This window comes from Methylobacterium amylolyticum, assembly GCF_030700245.1.
Taxonomy (GTDB): Bacteria; Pseudomonadota; Alphaproteobacteria; order Rhizobiales; family Beijerinckiaceae; genus Methylobacterium.
Window position 1 is genome coordinate 23,085 of the sequence record NZ_JAUYZI010000032.1, and the last position, 23,629, is coordinate 46,713.

20 protein-coding genes are annotated in these 23,629 nt (G+C 75.4%); 14 read left to right on the forward strand and 6 right to left on the reverse strand.

Annotated elements, in window-relative coordinates; genetic code table 11:
• Nucleotides 1–49 precede the first annotated feature (49 nt).
• The 10 genes from Q8W71_RS21100 to Q8W71_RS21145 are packed head-to-tail and all read left to right on the forward strand — an operon-like array spanning nt 50 to nt 13,150.
• Nucleotides 50–1,123 (forward strand): ATP-binding protein, encoded by a 1,074-nt coding sequence (locus tag Q8W71_RS21100; protein WP_305527373.1) that lies wholly within the window; start codon nt 50–52, stop codon nt 1,121–1,123.
• Nucleotides 1,120–1,503 (forward strand): PAAR domain-containing protein, encoded by a 384-nt coding sequence (locus tag Q8W71_RS21105; protein WP_305527374.1) that lies wholly within the window; start codon nt 1,120–1,122, stop codon nt 1,501–1,503. The genes Q8W71_RS21100 and Q8W71_RS21105 overlap by 4 nt, the downstream gene beginning before the upstream one ends.
• Before the next feature lie 40 nt (nt 1,504–1,543).
• On the forward strand, nt 1,544–2,647 hold the full coding sequence (locus Q8W71_RS21110) for a class I SAM-dependent methyltransferase (protein WP_305527375.1): 1,104 nt from the start codon (nt 1,544–1,546) through the stop codon (nt 2,645–2,647).
• The gene (locus Q8W71_RS21115; RefSeq protein ID WP_305527376.1) at nt 2,644–3,615 is read left to right on the forward strand and encodes an FHA domain-containing protein; all 972 of its coding nucleotides are present in this window, start codon (nt 2,644–2,646) and stop codon (nt 3,613–3,615) included. Before Q8W71_RS21110 ends, Q8W71_RS21115 begins: the two co-directional genes overlap by 4 nt.
• Nucleotides 3,616–3,654: 39 nt before the next feature.
• Entirely contained in the window at nt 3,655–4,167 is a 513-nt protein-coding gene (gene tssJ, locus Q8W71_RS21120; RefSeq protein WP_305527377.1) for a type VI secretion system lipoprotein TssJ, read from the forward strand.
• Between the two features lie 32 nt (nt 4,168–4,199).
• On the forward strand, nt 4,200–5,531 hold the full coding sequence (gene tssK, locus Q8W71_RS21125; RefSeq protein WP_305527378.1) for a type VI secretion system baseplate subunit TssK: 1,332 nt from the start codon (nt 4,200–4,202) through the stop codon (nt 5,529–5,531).
• 26 nt (nt 5,532–5,557) lie between these two features.
• Nucleotides 5,558–7,483 (forward strand): type IVB secretion system protein IcmH/DotU, encoded by a 1,926-nt coding sequence (icmH, locus tag Q8W71_RS21130; protein ID WP_305527379.1) that lies wholly within the window; start codon nt 5,558–5,560, stop codon nt 7,481–7,483.
• Nucleotides 7,480–9,243 carry a type VI secretion protein IcmF/TssM N-terminal domain-containing protein gene (locus Q8W71_RS21135; RefSeq protein ID WP_305527380.1) on the forward strand — a complete coding sequence of 588 codons (1,764 nt, stop codon included), beginning with the start codon at nt 7,480–7,482 and terminating at the stop codon, nt 9,241–9,243. The genes icmH and Q8W71_RS21135 overlap by 4 nt, the downstream gene beginning before the upstream one ends.
• Nucleotides 9,240–12,806 carry a type VI secretion system membrane subunit TssM gene (tssM, locus tag Q8W71_RS21140; RefSeq protein ID WP_305527381.1) on the forward strand — a complete coding sequence of 1,189 codons (3,567 nt, stop codon included), beginning with the start codon at nt 9,240–9,242 and terminating at the stop codon, nt 12,804–12,806. The genes Q8W71_RS21135 and tssM overlap by 4 nt, the downstream gene beginning before the upstream one ends.
• Nucleotides 12,806–13,150, forward strand: a complete 345-nt coding sequence (locus Q8W71_RS21145; RefSeq protein ID WP_305527382.1) for a hypothetical protein — start codon at nt 12,806–12,808, stop codon at nt 13,148–13,150. Before tssM ends, Q8W71_RS21145 begins: the two co-directional genes overlap by 1 nt.
• A gap of 30 nt (nt 13,151–13,180) precedes the next feature.
• Here Q8W71_RS21145 and Q8W71_RS21150 read toward each other — a convergent pair whose 3' ends face one another.
• The 5 genes from Q8W71_RS21150 to Q8W71_RS21170 form a co-directional block, all read right to left on the reverse strand.
• Nucleotides 13,181–14,569: a methyl-accepting chemotaxis protein gene (locus tag Q8W71_RS21150; RefSeq protein WP_305527383.1), complete on the reverse strand. Its 1,389-nt coding sequence runs from the start codon at nt 14,567–14,569 to the stop codon at nt 13,181–13,183.
• 303 nt (nt 14,570–14,872) lie between these two features.
• On the reverse strand, nt 14,873–16,210 hold the full coding sequence (locus Q8W71_RS21155; protein ID WP_305527384.1) for a PP2C family protein-serine/threonine phosphatase: 1,338 nt from the start codon (nt 16,208–16,210) through the stop codon (nt 14,873–14,875).
• Between the two features lie 64 nt (nt 16,211–16,274).
• Nucleotides 16,275–17,198, reverse strand: coding sequence for a protein kinase domain-containing protein (locus Q8W71_RS21160; RefSeq protein WP_305527385.1), 924 nt, complete (start codon nt 17,196–17,198; stop codon nt 16,275–16,277).
• A gap of 5 nt (nt 17,199–17,203) precedes the next feature.
• Nucleotides 17,204–18,817 (reverse strand): adenylate/guanylate cyclase domain-containing protein, encoded by a 1,614-nt coding sequence (locus tag Q8W71_RS21165; protein WP_305527386.1) that lies wholly within the window; start codon nt 18,815–18,817, stop codon nt 17,204–17,206.
• 159 nt (nt 18,818–18,976) lie between these two features.
• Complete coding sequence (locus Q8W71_RS21170) at nt 18,977–19,723, reverse strand: hypothetical protein (protein WP_305527387.1); 747 nt, start codon at nt 19,721–19,723, stop codon at nt 18,977–18,979.
• Between the two features lie 445 nt (nt 19,724–20,168).
• Between Q8W71_RS21170 and Q8W71_RS21175 the strand changes: the two genes are divergently transcribed.
• Nucleotides 20,169–20,699 carry a DUF2442 domain-containing protein gene (locus Q8W71_RS21175; RefSeq protein ID WP_305527388.1) on the forward strand — a complete coding sequence of 177 codons (531 nt, stop codon included), beginning with the start codon at nt 20,169–20,171 and terminating at the stop codon, nt 20,697–20,699.
• Here the strand turns inward: Q8W71_RS21175 and Q8W71_RS21180 are convergent.
• Nucleotides 20,660–20,965: a hypothetical protein gene (locus Q8W71_RS21180; RefSeq protein WP_305527389.1), complete on the reverse strand. Its 306-nt coding sequence runs from the start codon at nt 20,963–20,965 to the stop codon at nt 20,660–20,662. The genes Q8W71_RS21175 and Q8W71_RS21180 overlap by 40 nt on opposite strands.
• A 209-nt stretch (nt 20,966–21,174) precedes the next feature.
• On the opposite strand from Q8W71_RS21180, the gene Q8W71_RS21185 reads away from it, so the two are divergent.
• The 3 genes from Q8W71_RS21185 (at nt 21,175) to Q8W71_RS21195 (ending at nt 23,507) form a co-directional block, all read left to right on the forward strand.
• On the forward strand, nt 21,175–21,660 hold the full coding sequence (locus tag Q8W71_RS21185) for a hypothetical protein (protein WP_305527390.1): 486 nt from the start codon (nt 21,175–21,177) through the stop codon (nt 21,658–21,660).
• A gap of 194 nt (nt 21,661–21,854) precedes the next feature.
• Complete coding sequence (locus Q8W71_RS21190) at nt 21,855–22,790, forward strand: LysR family transcriptional regulator (RefSeq protein WP_305527391.1); 936 nt, start codon at nt 21,855–21,857, stop codon at nt 22,788–22,790.
• 150 nt (nt 22,791–22,940) lie between these two features.
• A complete protein-coding gene (locus Q8W71_RS21195; protein WP_305527392.1) occupies nt 22,941–23,507 on the forward strand; it encodes a glutathione peroxidase in 567 nt (188 codons plus the stop codon).
• Nucleotides 23,508–23,629: the final 122 nt, after the last annotated feature.

Genomic DNA, 23,629 nt, shown 5'->3' on the forward strand with positions numbered 1-23,629 from the left:
CCATGGCAGATTTCATGGCAGATTTCGGTCGCGGTCGAGAGCTTGTGATATGGCGTCCGAGGCAGCGGAGATCAGACGCCTCGTCCGGGCCACGCAGCGGGGCCTGATCCCGGCCCAGTTTCCGCCGCGGCGCGACATCGATTTCGCCTGCCTCGGCCCCTCCGCCGGCCCGGACGCCACCCTGTTCCACGACGCCTTCTGGGCGCGGCGCGACCGTTTCGCCTGCTTCGTCGTCCGGATCGGCGGGGGCACCCGGGGCCGGCTCGGCGCCCACGCGCTGCGCGCGCTGCTGCGGGCCGCCCTGCGGGTCTACCCGGCCGACCGGGCCCTCGATCTCAGCCTGCGCGCCTTCCGCGAGACGGGGTCCGAGGCGCCCGTCGACGCCGCCGTGACCTGCCTGTCCCCGGGCACCGGCGCGGCGATGCTCGCCGCGCACGGCGCGGGGCTGGCGCTGCACCTCGAGGCGGAGGGCGCGGAGCGGGGGGCGGGGCCCCGGGCGCAGCTCGCCGTCGGCGACCTGTGCTGGCTCTCGATCGGCGATTGCCCCCGCCCCGTCGGCGACGGGGACCGGGACGCGGCGGACAGGGTGCGCGCGGCGCTCGCCGGCCGGGCCGGCGCGGTCGCGGCGGCGGTCGCGCTGCGGGACCTGCGCCCGGCGCGCGGTCGGGTCTTCGTGCTGTCCAACGACGTCGCCGAGATCGGCCCGCTGCTCGCGGAGGTCGAGGAGTACCTCCTCGCCGAGGGCGTGCGGCCGGAGGCGCTGGCCGGCCTGGACGTGGCGCTCGACGAGGTGCTCACGAATATCGTCCTCTACGCGTACGGGGATGGCCAGGCGCACGAGATCGTCGTCCGGGTCGAGGCGGACCGGACCGGCCTGACGGTGGAGGTCCGGGACGACGGTCTGCCCTTCGATCCGACCGCGGCCGCGGCGCCCGCCGCCCTCGACGCCGATCTCGACGACCGGCCGATCGGCGGGCTGGGCCTGCACTTCGTGCGCACGCTGTTCGACACCGTGGCCTACAGCCGCGCCCGGGGCTGGAACGTGCTGACGCTGTCGCGCGCGTCGGCGCCCGAGCCCGAGTCCCGGCCCGAGTCCCGGATGATCGCGAGGGAGACCCGATGAAGCCCGCCGCGCGCGTCACCGACCTGATCCTCCAGGACAACCCCCATTGCCACGCCCCCATCCACCCGGCCGCGCCGGTGCCGACGCCCTCGGCCCACCCGGCGATGCCGCTGGCCATCGTCAAGGGCCAGCCGAACGTGCTGATCGGCGGCCTGCCGGCGGCCCGTGTCACGGACCTGTCGCAGCCCTGCGTGCTGGCGGCCTGCGTGCCCGGCGGCCCGGGGATGATCGCGATGGGCTCGGCCACGGTGCTGGTCGGCGCCCTGCCCGCGGCGCGGATGGGCGACATGACCTCGCACCCCGCCTGCGTCGCGCCGATCCCCGCGCCGACGGGCAAGATCCTGCCGCCCTGCTGCACCACCGTGATGATCGGGGGCTGAGCGTGCGCGGCGCCATCGCCCGTCCGGCTTGGGCCCCCCCGTGCTGATCGGCCATTTCGAGCGGCTCGCCCCCGTCTGCCCCGCCTGCCGGGCCGCGGGGACGGAGACGCCCCTGGCGCTGGCGGTGGTCGAGGCCGAGCGCGGCGGCGACGTCGAGGCGGGGATCCTCGCCTGCGGGGGCTGCGGCGCCGAGTACCCGATCCTCGACGGCCTGCCGGTCATCGTGCCCGACCTCCCGCGCTACGCGGGCGACAACCTGTTCTACCTGCTCGCCCGGCCCGAGATCCCGGCCGCCGTCGCGGGGCTGATCGGGGACGCGACCGGCCCGGGCACCGCCTTCGACGCGATCCGGCAGCACCTCTCCACCTACGTCTGGGACCATTGGGGCGACCACGATCCCGCCGAGGGCCGTGCCGGAGAGGACGGGGACGGCCGGCCGGGGGCCGTGGCCCGGGCGCTCGCGGCCGGCTTCGACCTGCTCGGGCCGGACCTGCCCGACGGGCCGGTGCTCGACCTCGGCTGCGGCACCGGCCGCTCGGTGGCCGAACTCGCCGCGCGCACCGGGCGCCCGGTGCTGGGCATCGACCTGTCCGTGCCCCTGGCCCGCTTCGCCCGGGGCGCCCTCCTCGCGCGGCGGATCGCTTACGACCGCCGCCGGGTCGGTCTCGCCTACGACCGCCGCCGGTTCGCGATCGGGCAGCCCGGGGGATTGTCCTGGCCCGAGGGCGCCGCCGACGTCTGGCTGTGCGACCTCCTCGCCCTGCCCTTCCGGCCGGGGACCTTCGCGCTGGCCGCGGGCCTCAACGTCGTCGACTGCCTCACCGACCCCCGGGCCGGGCTCGCCGCGATCACCGCCGCCCTGGCCCCCGGGGGCGGGGCGGTGCTGTGCACGCCCTTCGACTGGTCGGGCAACGTGACCCCCCACGCGGCGTGGCTCGGCGGCCGCTCCCGCGGCGAGAGCGAGCCCGAGCCCGCCCTGGCGCGGCTCATGGCGGAGAGCGGCGCGTTGCACGAAGTCCGCACCGGCGAGGTGCCGTGGCACGTGCGCCTGCACGAGCGCGCGCGCGTCTGCTATCGCGCCCATCTCGCCGTCGCGCGCCGCCGCGCCGACCCCGAGCGATCCCCCGCGCAGGCGCCGGCATGAAGCTCGTCCTCGACCTCCTCGGCCCACCGCGCCTGATGGGCGCCCGGCAGCGGGTCGAACTGCGCGCCGGCAGCCTCTCGGTCGGGCGCTCCCCGGAGGCCGACTGGACGATCTCGGACACCGACCGGCTGATCTCGCGCCTGCACCTGCGCGTCGACGCGAGCCACGGGGCCTTCGTCCTGACCGACACCTCCGCCAACGGCGTCTACGTGAACGGCAGCGACGAGCCGGTCGGCTACGGCGCCTCGGTCAGCCTGCGCGACGGCGACCGGCTGCGGATCGGCGAGGCGCAGATCGCCGTGACGGTCGAGGCCGGCCAGCCGGCCGCCGGGGCGCCCACGGCCGGCGCCGCCGCGGGCGGGCGCTTCGCCCTCGACGCGGACGCCTTCGCCGCCCAGATCGCGGCGCCGGCCGCGTCGCGCGACCCGTTCGGCGGCCCGTTCGGTGGCTCCATCGGTGGCCCGATCGGCGTCCCCATCGGTAGCCCCTCGGGCACGGCCGGTCCGGGGGCGGGCCTGTCCGCTCCCCTCCCCGCCGCCGCCCTCCCCGCGGCCCCGGCACCGGCTGCGCGGGGGCTCATCGACGCGAACTGGATGAACGAGCCCGTCGCGGCACCGGCCGAGGCGCCGTTCGCGCCGCGCCAGGAGAGCCGGCAAGAGAACCGGCAAGAGGGCTATCAGGACAACCACCAGGACCGGGCGGCGTCGGTGGTCCTGCCGCTGCGGCCGGGGGTGCCCGCCCTCGGGGAGGCCGGGCCCGCGGACCCCGCCCCGCACCTGCGCGCGGTGCCCGGCCCGCAGGCGCCCAGCCTCGTGGCCCTGGTCGAGGCGCGGCCCGACCTCTCCGCCCGCCGCCTTGCCGCCGCGCTCGATGCCGCCCTCGACGCCGCGGGACCGGCCCTGGGCCCGCAGGTCCGGCAGGAGCTTCACGAGAAAATTAGCATCCTGTTAACCAAGACTCCCATCTAACCGACTGGTCAACATGTGCTTAACGATCGCGGTGGAATCGTGCGGACCGGTCTGATCAGGAGACGGGAACTGCTGGTCGGCATGGCCGGGCTCGGAACCCTGCTGACCTCCTGCATGGAGAAGAAGGAGCCGCCGCCGCTCGAGATCGACATCAAGCCGGCGGCCGGCCAGACGGTCGATTTCCTGATCGAGGCCTCGCCGCTGATCAATCCCGACGCGGAGAACAACCCCGCCCCGGTGGTGGTGCGGATCTACCTGCTCGCCTCGCAGACCGCGTTCGTGAACGCCAACTTCTTCCAGCTCTGGGAAAAGGACGAGGCGACGCTCGGCTCCGCCTCGCTCAGCCGCTACGAGACCGTGCTGCCACCGAGCGGCGTCCGGCACATCGCCGCCAAGCTGGTCGACGGGACCGCGCTGATCGGCGTGACTGTGGGTTTCCGGGACTATCGCGCCGCCAAGTGGCGTGCTCTCGTCCCCTTCGTCGGCGACCGGACGCTCAAAGTCAAAGTCCAGATCACGACGAAATCGGTGGCCGTGGTTCCGCAGGAATAGCCGGACGGCCTGGACTCTACGGGATTGCCACGATGGCCTTCGACGATCGCGTCGTCTGGACGGAGGGGATGTTCATCCGTCCCCAGCACTTCCAGCAGGAAGCGCGATATTTCGAGCACCTGTTGCGCAACCGCATCGCGGGCCTGCGCGGCAACGCCTGGGGGCTGACGGAGCTGCGGCTCAACCGCGGCCTGCTCGCCACCGGGCGCTTCGCGCTGGAGCGCGCGGTCGGCGCGTTCGAGGACGGCACGCCCTTCGCCCTGCCGGACTCCGCCGACCACCCGCCGCCCCTCGAACTCGGCCAGAACCTGCGCGACTGCGTCGTCTACCTCGCCCTGTCCGTCTACCAGCCCGGGGACGACACGGTCGGCGGATCCGAGCCCGGGGCGGCCACGCGCTACGTCGCCTCCGACTTCGACGTGCCCGACGCCAATCTCGGGCAGGCGAGCACCGCCGCGATCACCGTCGGGCGCCTGCGCCTGCGCTACGTGCTGGAGACCGCCGACCGGCGCGGGCTGCTCTGCATCGGCCTCGCCCGGATCGTCGAGGTCCGCTCCGACAACAGCGTCGTGCTCGACGACAACTACATCCCGCCCGCGCTCGACGTGCGGATCTCGCCGTTCGTGGCGGGCCTGCTCACCGAGCTCGTCGGCCTGCTCAACCACCGGGGCGCGGCGATCGCCGCCCGGCTCTCGGCCGGCGACACCGGCACGGCGGGCGACCTCACCGACCTGATGATGCTCCAGGCGATCAACCGCGCGCAGCCGCTCTGCGAGCACCTCGCGGGCGCCGCCACCGTCCACGCCGAGGACGTCTACCGGTTCCTGGTCGCCCTGGCGGGGGAACTCGCCACCTTCACGACGGCGGGGCGGCGCCCGCAATCCTTCCCCACCTACAAGCACGACGACCTCCAGCTCTGCTACGTGCCCGTGGCCGCCGCCCTGCGGCAGGCGCTCAACGCCGTGCTCGACCGCGGCGCGATGATCATCCCGATGACCGAGCACCGCTACGGCATCCGCGTCGCGCAGGTGCCCGACCGGTCGATCTTCACCCGCTACAACTTCTTCCTGGCGGTGAAGGCCGGCGTGCCCGCCTCGCTGCTCACCCGCTCCCTGCCGGCCCAGACCAAGGTCGGCTCGGTCGAGCAGATCCACGAGCTGATCAACTCGGCGCTGCCGGGCATCCCGGTGCGCAGCCTGCCCGTGGCACCCCGTCAGATCCCGTTCCACACCGGGAAAGCCTACTTCGAACTCGACCGCAACGACGGGTCGTGGAAGCATATCGCCGCATCGAGCGGCCTCGCGATTCAGGTCGCGGGCGAGTTTCCCGGCCTCGAACTCGAACTCTGGGCGATCAAGGACTGATCGGGGACGGATACGGGGCCCGCGCCATGCAGAGGATCAACCCCCTCCCCGACCGGGACGAGGGTGCGAACGACACCGTCCGGCGGCCCCTCCAGGGCGTCCCGCCGGTCGGCGGCCGGCCGCGGCGCGACGACCGCGCGGCGCCGGCCGACCCGTTCGACATCCTCGGCGGCCCGCTCGGCGGCGGGAGCCCCCACGGCGCCCCGGGGGCGGGCGACCCGGGCCCGTTCGGGCGGGGCCCCGGGGCGCCGCTCGGCGGGGGCGGGCCGAGACAGGGCGGCTTCGGGCAAACCGGGTTGGGACAGGGGGGGCTTGGACAGGGCGGTCTGGGGCAAGCGGGACTGGGGCAAACGGGGCTGGGACAAGCCGGCCTCGGCCCGAGCCCGCTCGGGCACGGGGGCTTCGAGCCGGACGCGTTCGGCCGGGGCGGGCTCGGACAAGGCGGCCTCGGACAGGGCGGCCTCGGACAGGGCGGCTTCGGGCAGGGCGGTTTCGGGCAGGAGGCGTTCGGCCGCGGCGGATTCGGAGGGGCGGGGGGCAGCGGTCCGCTGGCCGACCTCGCCGCGGTGCTCGCCCCGGAGCCCGGCGCGCGCCGGCCCGACGCCCTGAGCCCGGCGGCCCGGCGCGCCGACGCCTTCGTCGACGCGGCCTTCGACGCCGCCGCGCTGAACCCGCTGGTGAGCGTGGCCTCGCCGCTGCTGTGGCTCGCCGCCCGGCTCAACGAGAGCGCCGCCCCCGCCGACGTGCGCACCTTCCGCGACCGGATCCTCGACGAGATCCGGCGCTTCGAGGCGGCGGCCATGGCCAAGGGCGTGCCGAACCGCGCGATGCTGGTGGCCCGCTACGCCCTGTGCGCGACGATCGACGACATCATCCTGAACACCGCCTGGGCGGGCCACGCCCATTGGGCCACCGGCAGCCTCGTCAGCCTGCTCTACGGCGAGACCTGGGGCGGCGAGCGCTTCTTCGAACTGCTCCAGCAGCTCGTCCACGCGCCGGACGAGAACATCGACGTCCTCGAACTCCAGGCGGTGTGCCTCGCGATCGGCTTCGTCGGCAAGTACCGGGTGATGGAGGACGGCCAGAACCTCCTCAACCGCCTGCGCGCCGAACTCTACCGGATCATCCGCCGGGTGCGCGGCTCCTACGAGCGCGACCTCGCCCCCGCGTGGCAGGGGGCGGCGGTGCCCTACCGGGCGCCCCCGAGCGCCCTGCGCTTCTGGGTGCCGATCCTGTGCGCGCTGCTGATGCTCGCCGGGTTCTACCTCGTGCTGCGCCTGAGCCTCGCCAACCGGGTCGACATCGCGATGCAGCGCATCGCCGCCCTGGTGCCGGCCGCGCCGATCCCCGTGGCGAAGCCCGACATCCCCCCCGCCCCGCGCAAGCCCGCGGCGCTGACCCAGGTGCAGCGCATCTCCGCGGTGCTCCAGCGCGAGATCGCCGAGCACCGCGTCGAGGTGGTGGGCACGCCGACGATCGTCGCGGTGCGCCTGCCCACCGCCTCGTTCGCCTCGGCGAGCGCCGCGCTGCCGGCCTCCGACACGCCGCTGATCGAGCGCATCGCCACCGCCCTCAACCGCGAGCCGGGGTCGATCCGGGTGACCGGCTACACCGACAACGTGCCGATCGCCGCCACCGGCACGTTCCGCACCAACGTCGACCTGTCCAGGGCGCGCGCCGCCTCGGTGGCCGCGACGCTGCAAGCCTTCCTCAACGACCCGAGCCGGGTCGAGGTCGTCGGGCGCGGCGACGCGGATCCGATCGCCTCGAACGCCACCGCCGAGGGCCGGGCGCGCAACCGGCGCGTGGAGATCCAGATCCCCGCCGAGGAGACCCTGATCGGCCGCGGCGCCCCGGCCTCCGCGCCGGCGATGCCCCCGGCCCCCGCGACGGCCCCCGCCCCCGCCCCCGCTCCGGCGGGGGCGGCGCCCGCCGGAGCGGGACGGCCGTGATCCGGGGCCTGCGCATCGGCCGGTCCGGCGGGGACGGACCCGGTGAGGCCGCCCAGGTGCTCGCCGCCCTGCGCTACCGGCGCCTGCACCGGAGGCGCGCCCGCGACCGGATCCCCGCCTACCTCGTGGTCGGCCCCCCCGGGATGGGCAAGTCCGAGCTGCTGCGGCGCTCCGGCCTCGCCCTCGACCGGCCGCTGGAGCTCGCCTCGTCGAGCTGGTGGATCGGCGAGGACGCCCTGTTCGTCGAGGTGGTGCAGCAGGAGCCCGGCCCCGACGGCGGCCACCCGGTCCTGCCGCTGCTGCGCGCCCTGCGGCCGGCGATCCCGGTGAGCGGGATCATCCTCGTCCTCAGCCCCGCCGACCTCACCCTGGCCGACGTGGCCGAGCGCACCGAGATGAGCGCCGCCGTCAGCCGCTTCCTCCAGGCGTTCGAGGCCCGGTTCGGCTACGCGCCGCCGCTCTACGTCGTGGTGTCGAAGCTCGACCTGACGCCGGGCTTCTCCGAGTTCTTCGACCGGCTGGAGCCGGCCGAGCGCGAGCAGCCCTGGGGCTTCACCCTGCCGGTCGATCTCGGGCCCGGGCTGGAGGCCCCGCGCCCCGCGGTGGCGCCCGCGCGTCCCGAGCCGGAGGACGGCACGGGACGCGGAGATGTGGGACGCGGAGCTTCGGGGCGCGGAGACCCGGAGGCGCCGCGGGCGCCGGAGCCGGCCGGGCGGGAGCCGGGCGACCTCGCGGCGGCCTACCGGGCGGGCTTCCGCCGGCTCCTCGACGCGATCCGCGCCCGCGTCACCCAGTGGATCTCCCCGGAGACCGATCCCGTCCAGAGCGCCCGCATCGTCGGCTTCGGCGCGCAGGTCGCGGCGCTGGAGGCGATCCTGAAGCCGATCGTCGAGCCGCTGATGCCCGCCGACGACCGGCGCTGGGCGGGGGCGTGGCTGCGCGGGGTCTACCTCACCAGCACGCAGCAGGACGCCCTGGCGATCGACGCGCTGCTGCCGGACATGGCCAAGCGCTTCGGCCTGCCGCGCACCGGCACGATGCCGCCCGACCTCGGGCGCGACGACGAGACCCTCGGCTACTTCGTGGCCGGCACGGTCCGGCGGGTGATCCTGCCCGAGGCGGGGCTCGCCCAGCGGGGCCACCGGGGCGCGCGGCGCGCGGCGATCCGCGGCTGGGCGCTGACCGCCGCGACGGTGGTGGCCTGCGCCGGCCTCGGCCTCGCCTGCGCCCTCTCCTACCAGGACGGCATCGCGCGCATCGCCGGCGTCAACGAGGCGGCCGCCGCGCTGGGCCCGAAGCTCTCGGCGAGCGACCCGGCCGAGCTGCCCGTCGTCCTGTCCGGCCTGGACACCCTCGACGCCCTGCGCGGCCCCGGCGCCGCCGCCTTCCCGCCCCCGGTCCTGCCGCTGGACCGCTACGCCGAGGCGCTGATCGCCGAGGGCGGCGAGGGGCTCTACGGGCAGGGGCTCACGGTCAGCCTCGCCCCCCACCTCAACCAGCGGCTGGCCCGCGACCTCGTCCGGACCCAGGCCTCCGACGCGGCCCTGCGCGGGGCGCTGGCGGCCACGGCGGGACGGACGGACGCCGACGCCTACCGGCGGTGGCTGCGCGGCGAGGCCGAGGGCTTGGCCGTGGAGGCGCAAGCGCCGCTCCTGCGGCACGGCGAGGCGGCCCTGCGGCTCGGCGCCGTCCCGGGGGTCGAGACCGCCTACGCGGACTACGCGCGGGCCGTGCTGGAGAGCAGGACGCCGGCGCGATGAGCCTCCTGACCTTCGGCCGCAGCGATCCCCGCTGGCTCGTCCTGATCCTCGTCCTCTCGGCGCTGTCGGCCGTGGGCCTCGCCCTGCTCGCGTGGTTCGTGCTGCCGCTCGTCGCCTTCGGCGGCTTCCGCCCGTTCGAGGGGGAGGCCGCGCGGCTCGTCGTGATCCTGCTGATCGTCGTCGGCTGGGGCGTGCTCAACGCGCTGCTGCGCGCGGGCCGCAACAGCGCCGACCAGGCGCGCCTCGACGCCCTCGACCGGCAGGAGTTCGAGGCCCGCGTCCGGGTCGACGCCGACAAGCAGGCCTCGGAGGCGGCCTTCGCCGAGATCCGCCTCGCCGCGAGGCGGGCGCTGCGGCGCCTGCGCGGGCGCCGGCTCGCCGATATCCTGCTCGGGCGGCGGCGGGCGCTGCCGCGCTACCTCGTGATCGGTCCGCCCGGCTCGGGCAAGTCCAGCATGCTGGCGGCGGCCGACCTCAACCTGCCCTACGACGCCCGCGCGGCGGAGCTGGAGGCGGGCGATCCCCCCTGCCGCTTCCTCGTCAGCGACGGCGCGGTGTTCGTGGACGCGGCGGGCGACCTCGTGCTCGGCGCCCGGCCGGCCTGGGCGGGGCTGTGGCCGCGGCTCCTCGACCTGCTGCGCGCCGCCCGGCCGGGGCAGCCGGTCAACGGGGTGCTCCTCGTGATCTCGGCCACCGAGCTGGCGGCGCTGGGCGACGAGGAGCGGGCGGAGCTCGCCCGGGCGCTGCGCGCCCGCCTCGACGAGGTCACCCACCGCCTGCGCGTGCGCACGCCCGTCTACGTGCTCCTGTCGAAGCTCGACCGTGTGCCCGGCTTCGCGGAGTTCTTCGAGAACCTCGGCGCCGAGGAGCGGGCCCAGATCTGGGGCGTGGCCCTGAAGCCCCTCGACGCGGTCTCCGCGCGGGAGGCGGCGCGGGTGCGCTTCGGGCACGATTTCGACGACCTCGTGCGGCGCGCCGCGACCCGCCAGCTCAGCTTCCTCCACGCCGAGCCGGACGCGCTGCGCCGGACCCTGGCCTTCGAGTTCCCGGCCCAGCTCGCCAGCCTGCGCGACCGGCTGACCGCGTTCCTGGAGGATCTGGCCCGGCAGAACCGCTTCGACGAGCCGCCGCTGCTGCGCGGCGTGTTCCTGTCGAGCGCCCTCCAGGACGGCGCGGCCGTCGACGCGATCGGCGGGCCGCTGGCGCAGGCCTTCGCCGTGTCCCCGGCCGCGATCGCCGCGCGGCCGGGCGAGGCCCGGATGCGGCGGCGCGGCTACTTCCTCAAGCGCCTGTTCGGCGAAATCATCCCCGGCGAGGCCGGCAGCGGCGGCCTGTCGCGCCGCGCGCGCCTCGCCCTGCGCCTGCGGACCTACGGCGTGCGCGCCGCGGCGGCCGGCATCGTCACCGCGGGCGGCCTGCTGCTCTGGTCGGCCTACCAGGATGCGGGCTTCTACGTCACGCAGGTGATCGCCGCCGCCGACCTGTCGCGGGCGAGCCTCGCCCGGCTCAGCCCCGGGGCCAAGGCGCCGCAGCCGGCCGCCGGCTTCGCGCCGACGCTCGCGGCGCTGAACGACCTCGGCGGCCTCGACGCGGCCGCCGCCGCCCCCGCGCCGGACAGCCTCGTCAACGTCGCCGAGATCCGTCCGGCGGCGGCCGAAGCCTATCGCGGCGGGCTGACGCGCCTGCTCGTGCCCCTGACCTTGCGCGCCCTGGAGGCGCGGCTCACCGACCCGGCGAGCCCGGCCGCCCTGCGCTTCCAGTGCCTGAAGCTCTACCTGCTGCTCGGCGCCGGCCGCCGCCCGCCGGCCGCGCTGATGGCCGAACTCGGACCGGTGCTGGCCGGCGACTGGCTGGGACCGGCCGAGGATCCGGTGTCGCTCCAGCGCGCCGTCGGCCACCTCGTCGCCCTGTCCGACGTGTCCGTGCCGCCCCAGGCGATCGATGACGCCCTCGTCGCACAGACGCGCCGCCGCCTGACCGGGACCACGGTGGCGCAGATCGGCTACGAGATCCTGCGCCAGCAGCCCGCCTTGCGGGCGCTGCGGCCCTGGCGCCCGGTGGACCACGCCGGCAGCCTCGGGCCCCGCGCGGTCGCCCGGGCGTCGGGCGCCTCGCTGGCCGAGGGCGTGCGCGGCCTCTACACCGCCGCCGGCCTGTCGGAGGCGAGCCCCGCCGCGGGCGCCATCGGCGAGGCGCTCGCCGCCGATGCCTGGGTGTTCGGGCCGGAGGCCGCCGACCAGCCGAACCTCGCCCCGCGGGCGATCCAGTCCGGCATCCTCGACCTCTACCGGGCCGACTACGTCCGCGCCTGGGAGACGCTGCTCGCCGACCTGACGGTGCCGCCGCTGCCGACGGCGGCCGCCGCCGCCGACCTGCTCGCGATCCTCAACGGCCCCGCCTCGCCGATCGTGCAGCTCCTCACCGCCGTGGTCGCCGAGACCAGCCTCGACCGGGAGGTGAGCGACGGGGTGATCCAGGGCATCAAGCTCCAGGCCGGGGCCTCGTCGCTGGCCGCGTCACCGATCGCCACCTCGCCGATCACCGCGGCCCTGCTGCCGAAGACCTCGGTCGCCGCGCTGATGACCGGCCCGCGCCAGCTCATCTCCCGCCAGTTCGCGCCCTTGCGCGAGGCGGTGACCCGGCCGAAGGAGGGCCAGGACTCGGAGGTCGACGCGGTGCTCAAGAGCCTCGACCCGCTCTACAAGCAGCTCCTGATCGTCGCGGCCGGGGCGTCCCAGCCGGACGCGCCGATCGCTCCGCCGGGGGCGGTGATGACCCAGGCGGCGATCAACCGCCTGCCGGTCGCGATCCGCCCCTACTTTACCCGGCTCGCCGCCGACGCCGCCGCCCTGGTGAAGTACGACGTGCGCGGGCGCGCCGCCCAGGCCTGGGCGGCCAACGTCCGCCCCGCCTGCCAGGCGATCGTGACGAAGGCGTTCCCGTTCGACCTCAGGGCCAAGGCCGAGGTGCCGCTCGCCGACTTCACCCGCCTGTTCTCCCCCAACGGGCTGATCGCCGGCTTCCGCCGGACCCAGCTCGCCAACCTCGTCGACACCAGCAGCCGGCCCTGGCGCTGGCGCGAGGGCCGCGCCCTGCCCTCCGACCCGCCGGACCCGACGCTGGCGATGTTCGAGCAGGCGGAGGCGATCACCGCCGCCTTCTTCGCCGAGGGCGACCGGCCCGCGGTGCGGTTCACCCTGGAGCCGGTGCGCCTCGACCCGAAGGCCGACACGATGCAGTTCGACATCGGCGGCGCGAGCCTGACCTACGCGCACGGGCCGGAGGTGCCGTTCACCGGCCAGTGGCCGCCGCCGATCCCCAACGCCCCCGCCACCCTGTCGCTGCGGCCGGAGATGGACGGGACGGTCAACGCCCTGGTCGGCGACGGGCCCTGGGGGCTGTTCCGCCTCGTCGCGCAGGGGCGGTTCGCGCCGTCGGGCGACGCGATGCTGCTCGCCTTCGAGGTCGGGCGCCGGGGGGTCCGCCTGAAGGTGACGACCCCGACCCTGAAGAACCCCTTCGACCTGCGGCAGATGACGAGCTTCAAGTGTCCGGAGTTCTGATGCCCGGAGCCCGGCTGCGCGCGGCGCTCGTCCTCCTCGCCCTCGCCGCCCCGGCGCGGGCCGACGAGTTCGTGGACGTGCTCGGCAGCAAGGTCTGGGCCCGCAAGGGCGGGCTGGCCTGCGGCAGCGCCGCCGCCGCGCGGGCGGGCGGCGGGTTCTTCTCGGACTGCCTGCGCCTGCCGGTGGCGACCCGCGTCCAGCTCGTCGACACCCCCGAGATGATGACGCAGGTCTACGAGATGCGCATCGTCGGCACGAACACCGCCCGCCCCAAGACCGCGTGGTTCACCCGCGAGAGCCTCACCAACAATCCGAAGCCCGACGAGTTCGTGCCGGATCCGTGATCCCGCCCGATCCGAACCCTGCCGGCCGGGTCACCCCCGCGCGGTGAGATCGTCGAGGAGGCCGAGCACCTGCCGGGAGGCCTCGTCCACGCGGCCGATCGCCTGGAGGGCGCCGCGCAGGTCGCCCGCGGCGAACAGGCGGGCCGCCTCCTTCCCGTGCACGTGCACGCGCTCGTGCGGCGCATCGAGGGCCTGGAAGGCGGGATTGTCGCGGTACGGCAACGAGGCGTCACCGTAGTACCACTTGCCGAGACGGCAGGAATGGTGGTCGCTCAGCTCGTCCGCGTTCAGGGCGATGCGGCCGACCGCCATGTCGGCCAGACGCTTCTTCCACGTCACGTGGTCGGCTTTGGCGAGGCGCGGGACCTTGTCGGTGAAGGTCGCCAGCGAGAGGGTCTGGAGCTGCTCGCCCACCAGGGCCTGCCCCCGGTCCATGAGGTCGGAGAGGGTCCGCACCTCGGCCGCGTTCCGCGCCGTCACCTCGGTGATGTCGCCGGTGCCCTCCGACATCCTGCGCGCGGACTCCGTCTGTTCCGCGACGATCCGCGACAGGCTGTCCATCCGGGTGGCGACGTGGTCCACGCAGCGCGTGACGGCCCGCATCCGGTCGCCCAAATCCTCGATCATCCGCAAGCCGTTCCGGGACGCGGTCTCGCCCCCCGCGACGAGGCCGACGATGCCGTCGATCTCCGCCTGCAAGCGGCCGATCCGCTGGCGGATGTCGTCCGTCGCCTGTCCGGTCTGCTGCGCGAGGCTCTTGACCTCGGCCGCGACCACCGCGAAGCCGCGGCCCGCCTCCCCGGCCCGGGCCGCCTCGATGGTGGCGTTGAGCGCGAGCAGGTTGGTCTGGCGCGCGACGGCGTCGATCGAGCCGACGATGACGTCGATGGTGTCCGATTCCGCCTTGAGCCCGACGATGCGGGCGGACACGGCCGCGACCGACGCCGCGATCTCGGACATCGCCGCGACCGCGACGCCGACCGACGTGCTGCCCGCCGCGACGGACGCCCGCATCTCGGCCGCATCGGCGGTCGTCGCGGTCGCCGCGTCGCTGACCTGGGCGATCGAGCCCGTCAGCGACGTCCCGGTGTCCGAGAGCAGGTGCGTGCGCTCGTCGATCTCCTGAGCGGCCTTGATCATCCTGGCCGCGGTGATCGCCGTCTCGCTGCTCTGGATGCTGAGCGATACGGCGCGGTCCAGGTCACGGGATGCGTCCGCGGCCAAGCGCTCGGCCAGCGCGTCGACGGCGCGCGACAGCGGATCGTCACGCCCCGTGCGCGCCGTCAGGTCCCCCGCCTTCAGCCTGTCGAGGCAGGCGATCACCTCTGCCTCCCGATCCCCGCGCTCCGCAGCCGCGGCATCGAACAGCGCCGTGAGCGGTGCGGGCGAGGCGGCTCTGCGCCGGAAGAACGAACTCATGCGCGGAACACCTCGATGGGGACCCGTGAGCGCCTCGCGAAGCGCCCGCCCCCCGGAGAGGCGCCTCCGGCGCGCGACGCTGAGGCGGGCGTCCCGCGAAAGGCCGGAGGAACGCCGATTGCATGGCACATCCATACTGTCCGTCGATTGATGACGGCTTAATACGGCCCCATCGCTCCCGATTTATAATAATTCATCTCTGAAGTTGTATCTATCATTGAATTCAACCGTCGTGCCGGACCGGCTCCCGCCCGGGTCGATCGCGAGCCTCGCACACGAGCGGCCGCTCGCCCGGGCCCGCCCTCACGCGCAGCGGTGCAGGACGAGGCAGGCGGTGTCGTCGAACGGCTCCAGGCCCTCCGAGAAGGCGTCCACGGCCGCGACGATCGCCGCCGCGGGGTCGTCCGCCCGGCCGTGCAGGGCGTCGAGGGCCGCCACCAGCCGGGCCTGCCCGAACTCTTCGCCCGCGGCGTCGATCGCCTCGGTGACGCCGTCGGTGCACAGGATCAGCCGGTCGCCGGGCTCCAGCCGCGCCCGGCGCTCGCCGTAGGCGGCATCGTCCAGCACGGCCAGCGGCAGGTCGTTGCCGCGCAATTCCTCGCAGGTGCCGTCGGCGCGCTGGAGCGTCGGCCAGACGTGGCCGGCGTTGCAGAACCGCAGCTCGCCGGTGGCGAGGTCGAGGCGCGCGACGAAGAAGGTCGCGAACATGCCCTCGCGGTTGGCCGAGGCGATCAGGGCGTTGGCCCGGGTGAGCGCGGCGCCGAGATCCGCGCCGTCGGCGAGCACGAGGCGCATCACCATCTGGCAGACGGTGGCAAACAGCGAGGCCGGCACGCCCTTGCCCGAGACGTCGCCCATCGTCACCACCACGGCGTCGGGCTCGACCATGAGCGCGTCGAAGAAGTCGCCGCCCACGTGCCGGGCCGGCTTGATCTGCGCGTCGAGGCGGAAGCGCCCGCGCGGGTCCACCGGGAGCGGGAACGGCAGCAGCGCGGTCTGGATCGCGGCGGCGCTCGCCATCTCCTCGCGCTGCTGGCGCTGCTGGGCGATGAACTGCGCCATCTTGCGGAAGGCGGTGGCGAAGTTGGTCAGCTCCGGCGGCGGGTTGAGCAGCGTCTCGACGATCGCGGGATCGCCCTGGTCCGCGTCGAGGGCGGCCAGCGCGTCGGCGTAGGTGGCGATCGCCTGGTTGAAGGCGTTGAGCCGGGCGCCGAGCTGCTGGATCACGTGCAGTGGGATCTCGGGGGCGTCGTAGCACAGGCGCATCATCGCCGCCCGGCCGATGCGCAGCGCCCGGGCCGGCGTGCGCGCGAGCAGCGTCGCCGAGCGCGGGAGCCCGGCATAGACGCCGACCTCGCCGAGGAGTTGCACGCCCGACAGCTCGGACAGGGTCGCGAGGCCGAACTCGGTCTGGGCCACGACGGCGACCGTGCCCTCCAGCAGCACCAGCGCGCAGTCGCTCTCGTCGCCCTGGTGGACCAGGGTCTCGCCCGCGGAGAACCAGACCACCCGGCTGTCGGCGAGGAGGACGTCGAGCGCCCCGCCGTCGAGGGGGGCGAAGGCCGGGTGGGAGCGGACCAGATCGGTCAGCGGGCCGGGCGCCCCCGTGTCGCTCCGCGTCTCGCTCCCTGCCTCGCTCATGTCGGCTCCGGCTCTCCCATGCGGGCTCGTGCGCCCGCCTCCTGTGCCGTTTCCCGAGCGGGCGTCAAGGTTGCAGGCGCGGTGCGGCGGCGGGCCGCGCGAAGGCCTCCACCGGCGGGCGCCCCGCGGGGTCCTCGGACAGCGCCGCCCGGACGAGGCGCCGCAGGCCCGGGTCGAGACCCTCGACCGCCCCCAGGAACCCGGCCCCCAGGAACCCGGCCCCCGGCGCCCCGCCGCCCCGGCGATGCGCGAGCACGGCATCGGCGCCCCCGGCGAAGGCCGGGACCCCGGACGCGGCGTGGACGAGGACCAGGGCGAAGGACCAGACGTCGGCGCTCGCCCGGGGCGGGTGGCCGCGGATCTGCTCGGGCGCCATCCAGGCCGGGGAGCCGACAATCTCCCCGGCGCCGAGGTCGTCGCCGGCCGCGAACCCCGCGGCGCCGAGGTCGATCAGCACCGGCCCGTCCGGGCCGAGCAGGACGTTGCCGGGCTTCACGTCCCGGTGGACGATCCCGCGGGCGTGCAGGTGCGCCAGCGCCGCGGCGACGCCGCCGAGCCGCCCCGCCCAGGCCGGGTCCGGCCCCGCCGCGCGCACTCGGTCGTGCAGGCTCTCGGCCGGGCCGCCCGCCACGCCGAGATCGCCGAGCAGGATCCAGTCCGGGCCGCAGCGCAGGGTCTCGACGAGGCCCGGGTGGCGCAGGGCGAGGCCGGCGCGGCCCTCCCGGGCGAAGCGGGCGCGCCCGACCGGGTCGTCGGCCCCGGCGCGCACCTTGAGCACCGCCGGGCGGCCGCCGGCCCGGGCGCCGTGGACGCGGGCGTGGCGCGAGGCCGCGCGCAGGCCGGTCAGCCGGCAGCCGGCCGCCTCGGCCCGGCGCAGGTCCTCGGGGGGCAGATCCGCAAGGGGCAGGTCGTGCGAGGCTTCGTGCGGGGCGACGGACCCACCTGCGGACGGACCGCCGGGCCCCCCGGCCCCCGTCCCCGGGCGCACGGCCGTCAGAGCCGGACGAGGCTGTCGCTCGGGACGGCGGGCGCCGTCTTCGCGCGGCGCTCGACCGCCGCGAGCGCCTCGGCGAGGCGCTTGCGCAGGCGCGCGGCGCCCTCGGCCTCCAGGGCGTCCACGTCGATGTAGAAGTCGATGCCGCGCCCGTGCTCGCAGAACACCGATTCCGGCACCGCCGCGTCGAGGTTTCCCTCGACCGCGTAGGGCACCACCTCCCGGCTGATGCCCTTCATCCGGATGGGGTCCTGCGGGCTCGCCTGCACGATGTCGCCGACGAGCGCGTAGGTCTCGTAGCTCATCATGATCCCGCCCGGCGTCGCGCTCGATTGCAGGCGGGCGGCGAGGTTCGCCTCGGCCCCGATGATCGTGTAGTCCAGCCGCTCGTCCGAGCCGAAATTGCCGACGTTGCAGTAGCCGGTGTTGATGCCCATGCGCGCCTGGAACGGGCGCTCGATGCCGGCGCGGCGCCAGCGGGCGTTGAGCTCGGCGAGGCGGCGCTGCATGGCCACGGCCATGCGCACGCAGGCCGCCGCGTCCTCGCGCACGCCCTTCGTCTCCGGATCGCCGAAGAACACCAGGATCGCGTCGCCGATATACTTGTCGACCGTCCCGCCGTGGCGGTGGGCGATGGCGGTCATCTCGGTCAGGTACTCGTTGAGCAGCGCCGTCAGCTCCTCCGGCTGCAACCGCTCGGTCGTCGCGGTGAAGTCCTTGATGTCCGAGAAGAAGATCGTCAGCTTCTTGCGCTCGGTCGCCACGGAGACGTCCCGCTCGCCGCTGAAGATGCTCTTGTAGACCTGCGGCGAGATGTACTTGGCGATCTGCACCGAGATCGAGGCGAGGAAGCCGTTCGACTCGGTCAGCTCGCGGTTCATGCGGTCGATGAGGCGGGTCTGGCGGCCCTGGAGGACCAGCAGCGTGGTCCCGGCGAGCGCGGCGAGGACGAAGTAGCCCATCAGGTACTTGAAGGCGAAGACGTTGGCGGCGATCGCCTGATGGAGCACGATCTCCTGGATGCCGCGCACGTCCCCGACCTTCCAGTCGGTCTTCGGGCTCAGGGGGTGGCTGTTGTGGCAGCGCACGCAGGCCGATTCCATGACGATCGGGGCGGCGATGCGCACCTGCCGGTCGAAGATCGAGCCGCTGACGTCGAGCGCCGAGCCCGCCCGCGGGTCGGCCCGCAGCCCGGCGAGCGCGGTGCGCTCGAACGCGTCGAGATCGTGCGCCTTGCGGTCCTTGAACGGCAGGTCGGAGATGAAGCGGTACTTGATCGCGCCGTCCTCGCCGCCGATCCGCTCGCCGAGTTCGAGGGAGAGCGTCGCCGGGATCGGGATCGCGTTCGGGATGCCCTTGTAGTCGTGCCGCGTCACGATCCGGCCGGTGGCGGTGTTGACCGCCTGCACCACGTCGCTGGCGTAGAGGCTGCGCATCTGGTCGATGACACGGCCGGTCTCCCGGGCCTGGGCCTCCAGCATCCGCTCGGAGAGGTTGCGCAGGTCGAGCCAGGCGGCGAGCGGCAGGCCGGCCAGCCCGAGCAGGATCGAGACGCAGAGCAGCGGGCCCATCAGCCGCTGGTTGCGTGCGGTGCGCTCGCTGAGGCTCGACATCCTGAAACGCTCCCTCCGGGGCGCGGGCGCCGCCCGGACGGGGCGGCACGCGGGTCCGGTCGCACGGCACGGGGTGCGGCCCCGAGCTGTACAGCCCGGCGCGGCCAAGGCAACGGCGGCGTCTACCGGCAGCGGCCCGGAGGCGCCGCCGGGCGGCCGTCAGATCTGCGCGGCGACCGAGCCGAAGCCCATGCCGCGGGCATGCGCGCGGACCTGACCGCGCTGGTCCTCGCGCAGGGCGTCGAGGAACGGGCGGGCGACCGCGTAGATGCGCATCGCGGCGACGAACCCGAAGGCGTCGCGCGGGTCCTGCCCGGCCCGGATCAGCGCCGCCTGCTCGTCGCCGATCCGGCGCAGCGCCTGCTCGACCGGGCGCCACAGCGGCTCCTGCTCGGGGGTGAGGCGCAGGGCGGCGCGGAACCGGCGCAGACGCCCGGACGTCACCACCCCCTCGGCCGCGCCCTCGCGCTCGGGGCGGATCCGCGGCGCGGCGAGCACCGCCGGCTGCGGCCGCACCTCGGGGCGGGCGACGGGGGCCGGAGCGTGCGCCGGCGTGTGAACCGGGGCCAGGGCGGCGACCCGCACCGGCGCCTCCCGTCTCGGGCGCTCGGCGGCGGGCGGCGCCGGGCGGGCCGTGACGGGAGCGGGCGGCGGGATCGCCGAGGCGATCGGCAGGGAGATCGGCAGGGAGACCTGCGGTGCCGGTTCGGCCGGCACGGTCCGCACCGCCTCCGGCACCTGCGCGTCGAGCCGGACCGGCGCGGGCACGGGGGGAAGCGCCCGCACGGGCGGCTGAAGCGGGCGGGCGGGCGGCGACAGGCCGACCATCGCGAAGGCCCCGGCCAGGGCCAGGGTCATGAACGACACGCTCGCCGCCGTGCCGATCAGCATCGGACGCCAATCCACCCGCGCCTCGCCATCCCCATCGCAGACGAGTCAGGTTAGGGAAAGACCCGGATCCGCGCCAGCGCTTTTCGCCGCCCGATCCGCGCGATCGACGACAGATTTCGGCGGCCGTCGCGGCGGCACAAGACTCGCTTGCGCGGCGCAAGGCGCGGACCGGATCTTCGCGGGCGCGCCGGCCGACTTGGATCCCCGGCCACCCCCGGGGCGCTGCACAGGGTTAAGTCTTCGTGTCCCCGCTCGTCCCGAGCCCGGAGCGGGGGCGTCCCGGCGGGGCGCGTCCCGGGCCGGACCGGCCTCCCCGTGCGGGTCCGCACCCGCACCCGCCGCCCGGGGCCGCGGAGCCCGGATCGGCGTGTCCGCCCGCACCCGTGCAGTCCGCGGACGGACTTAACACGGGGGCATGACGGCGGCGCCGAGGCCCGCCGGTCGAGCGAGGGGACATCCGATGCCAGAGCCTGCCGCCATCGCCTGTGTGAGTTGCATCGGCCGCACCAGTCTCGCCGTGACGTGGCGGGACGGCCGGTGCGTCTGCGTCGAACTCGCCGGCTGGATCGCCAGCGGCGGGGGGGCCCTGGAGCCCCTGAAGGACCGCCGCCTGTTCGCCGCGGCGCGGGTCGAGGGGAACGGGGCCCGCGTGACCTGGGGGGACCTCGCCATCGAGGCGACGCACCTGTGGTGGATCGCGGCCGAGCAGCGCGCCTTCAGTTGCGGCGACCTCGCCGCGTGGCAGGCCGAACTCGGGCTCTCCAACCAGGAGGCGGCGGAGTTCCTGGGCATCTCGCTCAGCGCCTGGAACACCTACAAGGCCGGCACACACCCGGTGCCGGCGCCCGTGGCGATGGTCTGCCGCGCGGCGTTGCGCGACCCGATCCTGCGGCAGGCCCGCTACCGGCCCCGCACCCGCGGACGCCCGCGCCGGAGCGAGTCCGAGCCGCCTCAGCCCCGCGCGTCGGCCCGGTCGTCCCGCACGGCCTGAACCACCGCCCGCAGGGCGGCCTCGACGGCGGCCGCGTCCCGGGCGCGGGCCGTCGCCAGCGCGGCGGGCTCCCAGGACCGCGCGGCGCGCAGGGACTCGACCATCGCGAGGCGCCGGTCGAGGAACGCGTCGAGCGCCGCGTCCCCGCGGCTCTCGGCCAGCGCGTCGAGGGCGTCGCGCAGGGCGGAGCCGAGGGCGTCGAGGACCTTGTCGGCCGAGGCCTGCGCGTTGCGCCGCCGCACCTCTTCCGTCACCGCACCCGACATCGCCGCCTCGCACCGCCGTCCCGCGCCTGAAATCGCACCCGGGGATCGCGCCCCGGGGGCGCATCCTGGGACCGATCCGGCGGACTTGGCAATCTTCGGCGCTCTCGGCAATCTCGGGGGACTTGGCGATCGGCCGGCCCCGAGGCGGGTTCCGCCTACGCGCCCGATGCCCTATCACCGCCGCCGACGCGAGGCGGGGGATGTGAGGGATGAGGCGGTGGATCGCGGCGCTCGCCCTGCTGCCGGCGACGGCCCCGCTGCCGCCGGCCCCCGCCCGCGCCGACGGGTGCGGCGACGTCGGGCGGCGGATCGCCGAGGCGACGGGGGCGACGATCGTGCGGCGCACGGTCGGCAGCGACGTGTACGTCCACTTCAGCCACCCGGACGCCCTGGACTTCGCCCTGCAATGCCGCAGCCCGAACCCGCGCAAGGGCCCCGGCGTGTTCGTGTCCTACGCGGGCGCGGCCCCGCCGCCGGCCTACTTCGCCCTCGCCGCGACGGCGGCCGCCGCGACCCTCGACCTGAAACCGCCCGTGATCCGCGCCGCCGCCCAGCGCTGCGCCGCCGCCGCCCGGCGCGACCCGGAGGAGAGCGCCACCGTCGAGACGAAGGTCCTGCGCGTCGAGTGCACGGTCAACAAGGCCAGCGGCAGCGCCACCCTGATGATCGCCTCGGCGCTGATGCGGCCGTTCTGACGCGCGCGTCCAGCGACCCGGCATCCCCTTCGGCGGCGCGCGACCTTCCGAGACGCCGCGCGCGCCGACGCCGAACCGGCATCCACTTCGGCGGCGCGCGCGCTTCTGAAGGCCGCGCGCGCTGACGCCGAACCGGCATCCACTTCGGCGGCGCGCGCTCTATGGTCCCCGCTCCATCCGGACGGGGACGCGCCGTGGACATCGCCCAGCTCAGGACCCTGATCCACGTCGCCGAGCTCGGCAGCGTCAGCCGGGCGGCCGACCGGCTGAACGTCGCCCAGCCGGCGCTCAGCCGGCAGATCCGCGCGCTCGAGCAGGAACTCGGCGCGGCGCTGTTCGCGCGCCACGGCCGCGGCATGGTGGTGACCGATCTCGGCCGCGAGATCCTCGCCCACGCCGCCCGGATCCTGGCGGAGATGGACGCGATCCGCGACGCGGCGGCCGCGGGGCACACGGCGCTGCGCGGCGCTCTGGCGATCGGCACGACGCCGACGGTGGCCGAGATCGTCACCGTGCCCCTGGCGACGCGGATGCGGGCGCTGCACCCCGACCTGACCCTGCGCCTGTCCTCGGCCTATAGCGGCCACCTGCTCGACTGGCTGCACCGCGGCCAGATCGACCTCGCGGTGACCTACAACCCGCCGCCGCTCCACACCGTGCGCAGCGTGCCGATCATGCTGGAGAGCCTGCTCCTCGTGACCGCGGAACGCCGGGCCGCGGGGGGCAGCGTGCCCTTCGCCGCGCTGGCGCAGGCGGACCTGGTGCTGCCGAGCCCCGGCCACATGCTGCGCGACATCGCCGACGCCTGCGCGCAGCGCGCCGGGATCCGGCTGCGGACCCCGATCGAGGCCGATTCCTTCCAGACGCTGATCAGCCTCGTGCGCGCGGGCGCGGGCGCGACGATCCTGCCGCTGGCCCCGATCCACGCGCTGGTCGAGGCGGGGGACCTGTCGGCGACGCCGCTCACCGACCCGGCGCCGACGCGCGAACTCGTGGTCGCCTACCCCGCCGACCGGCCGGTCAGCCGCGCCGCCCGGGTGGCGGGGGAGATGATCGTGACGATCGCCACCGATCTGGCCAAGCGCGGCGTGTGGGTCGGGCGGGTGCGCGAGCCGGAGGACGGCCCCTGACGGCCCGGGACCGAACCCGCCCGGGACCGGGCCCGCGCGCGCCGCCGCGTGGACTGCGACCGCGGCGGCGCTACATCCCGGCGGAGCACGTCGCGAACCGCGCGTTCGCCGTCCGGGAGCCAGGCCAGGAGCCATGCCGGGAGTTCTGCCATGAGTGTTGCGCGCCGCGAGGCTCTCGTCCGGATCGGCGCGGCCCTGGCCGCGGGCGCCGGGATCGGAGGCGCCCGGGCCGCGACCGGGACCGCCACCGCGTTCGCCTTCGAGACGCCCGAGGGCGGCCCGATGCCGCTGTCCGCCTTCGCGGGCCGGCCGATGCTGATCGTCAACACGGCCACCGCCTGCGGCTTCGCCGGGCAGCTCAACGGCTTGCAGGCGCTGTGGACCCGGTTCGAGGATCGCGGCCTCGCCGTGATCGGCGTGCCCTCGCCGGATTTCGGCAACCAGGAGCCGCTCGACGGGCCGGCCATCGCCGAGGCGGCGCGCCGGAATCACGGCGTCACCTTCCCGCTGACCGCCAAGACCCGCGTGAAGATGCCGCGCGCCCACCCGTTCTACGCCTGGGCGGCCGAGCAGAAGCCGGCCGAGACGCCGCGCTGGAACTTCCACAAGTACCTCGTCGCCCGCGACGGCAGCCTCGCGGCGGCCTTCGGCACGTCGGTCGAGCCGGCCGACCCGCGGGTGATCGCGGCGGTCGCGGCGGAACTCGGCAAGGCCTGACGCGAAGGCCTGACGCGAAGGCCTGACGCGGCAAGGCCTGACGCGGCCGGACGTCCGGAGCGCCGGGCTCGGAGACGGGATCCGGCACGCGCCGCCCCGCGGGCCGCGCGGCGGCCGCCCGC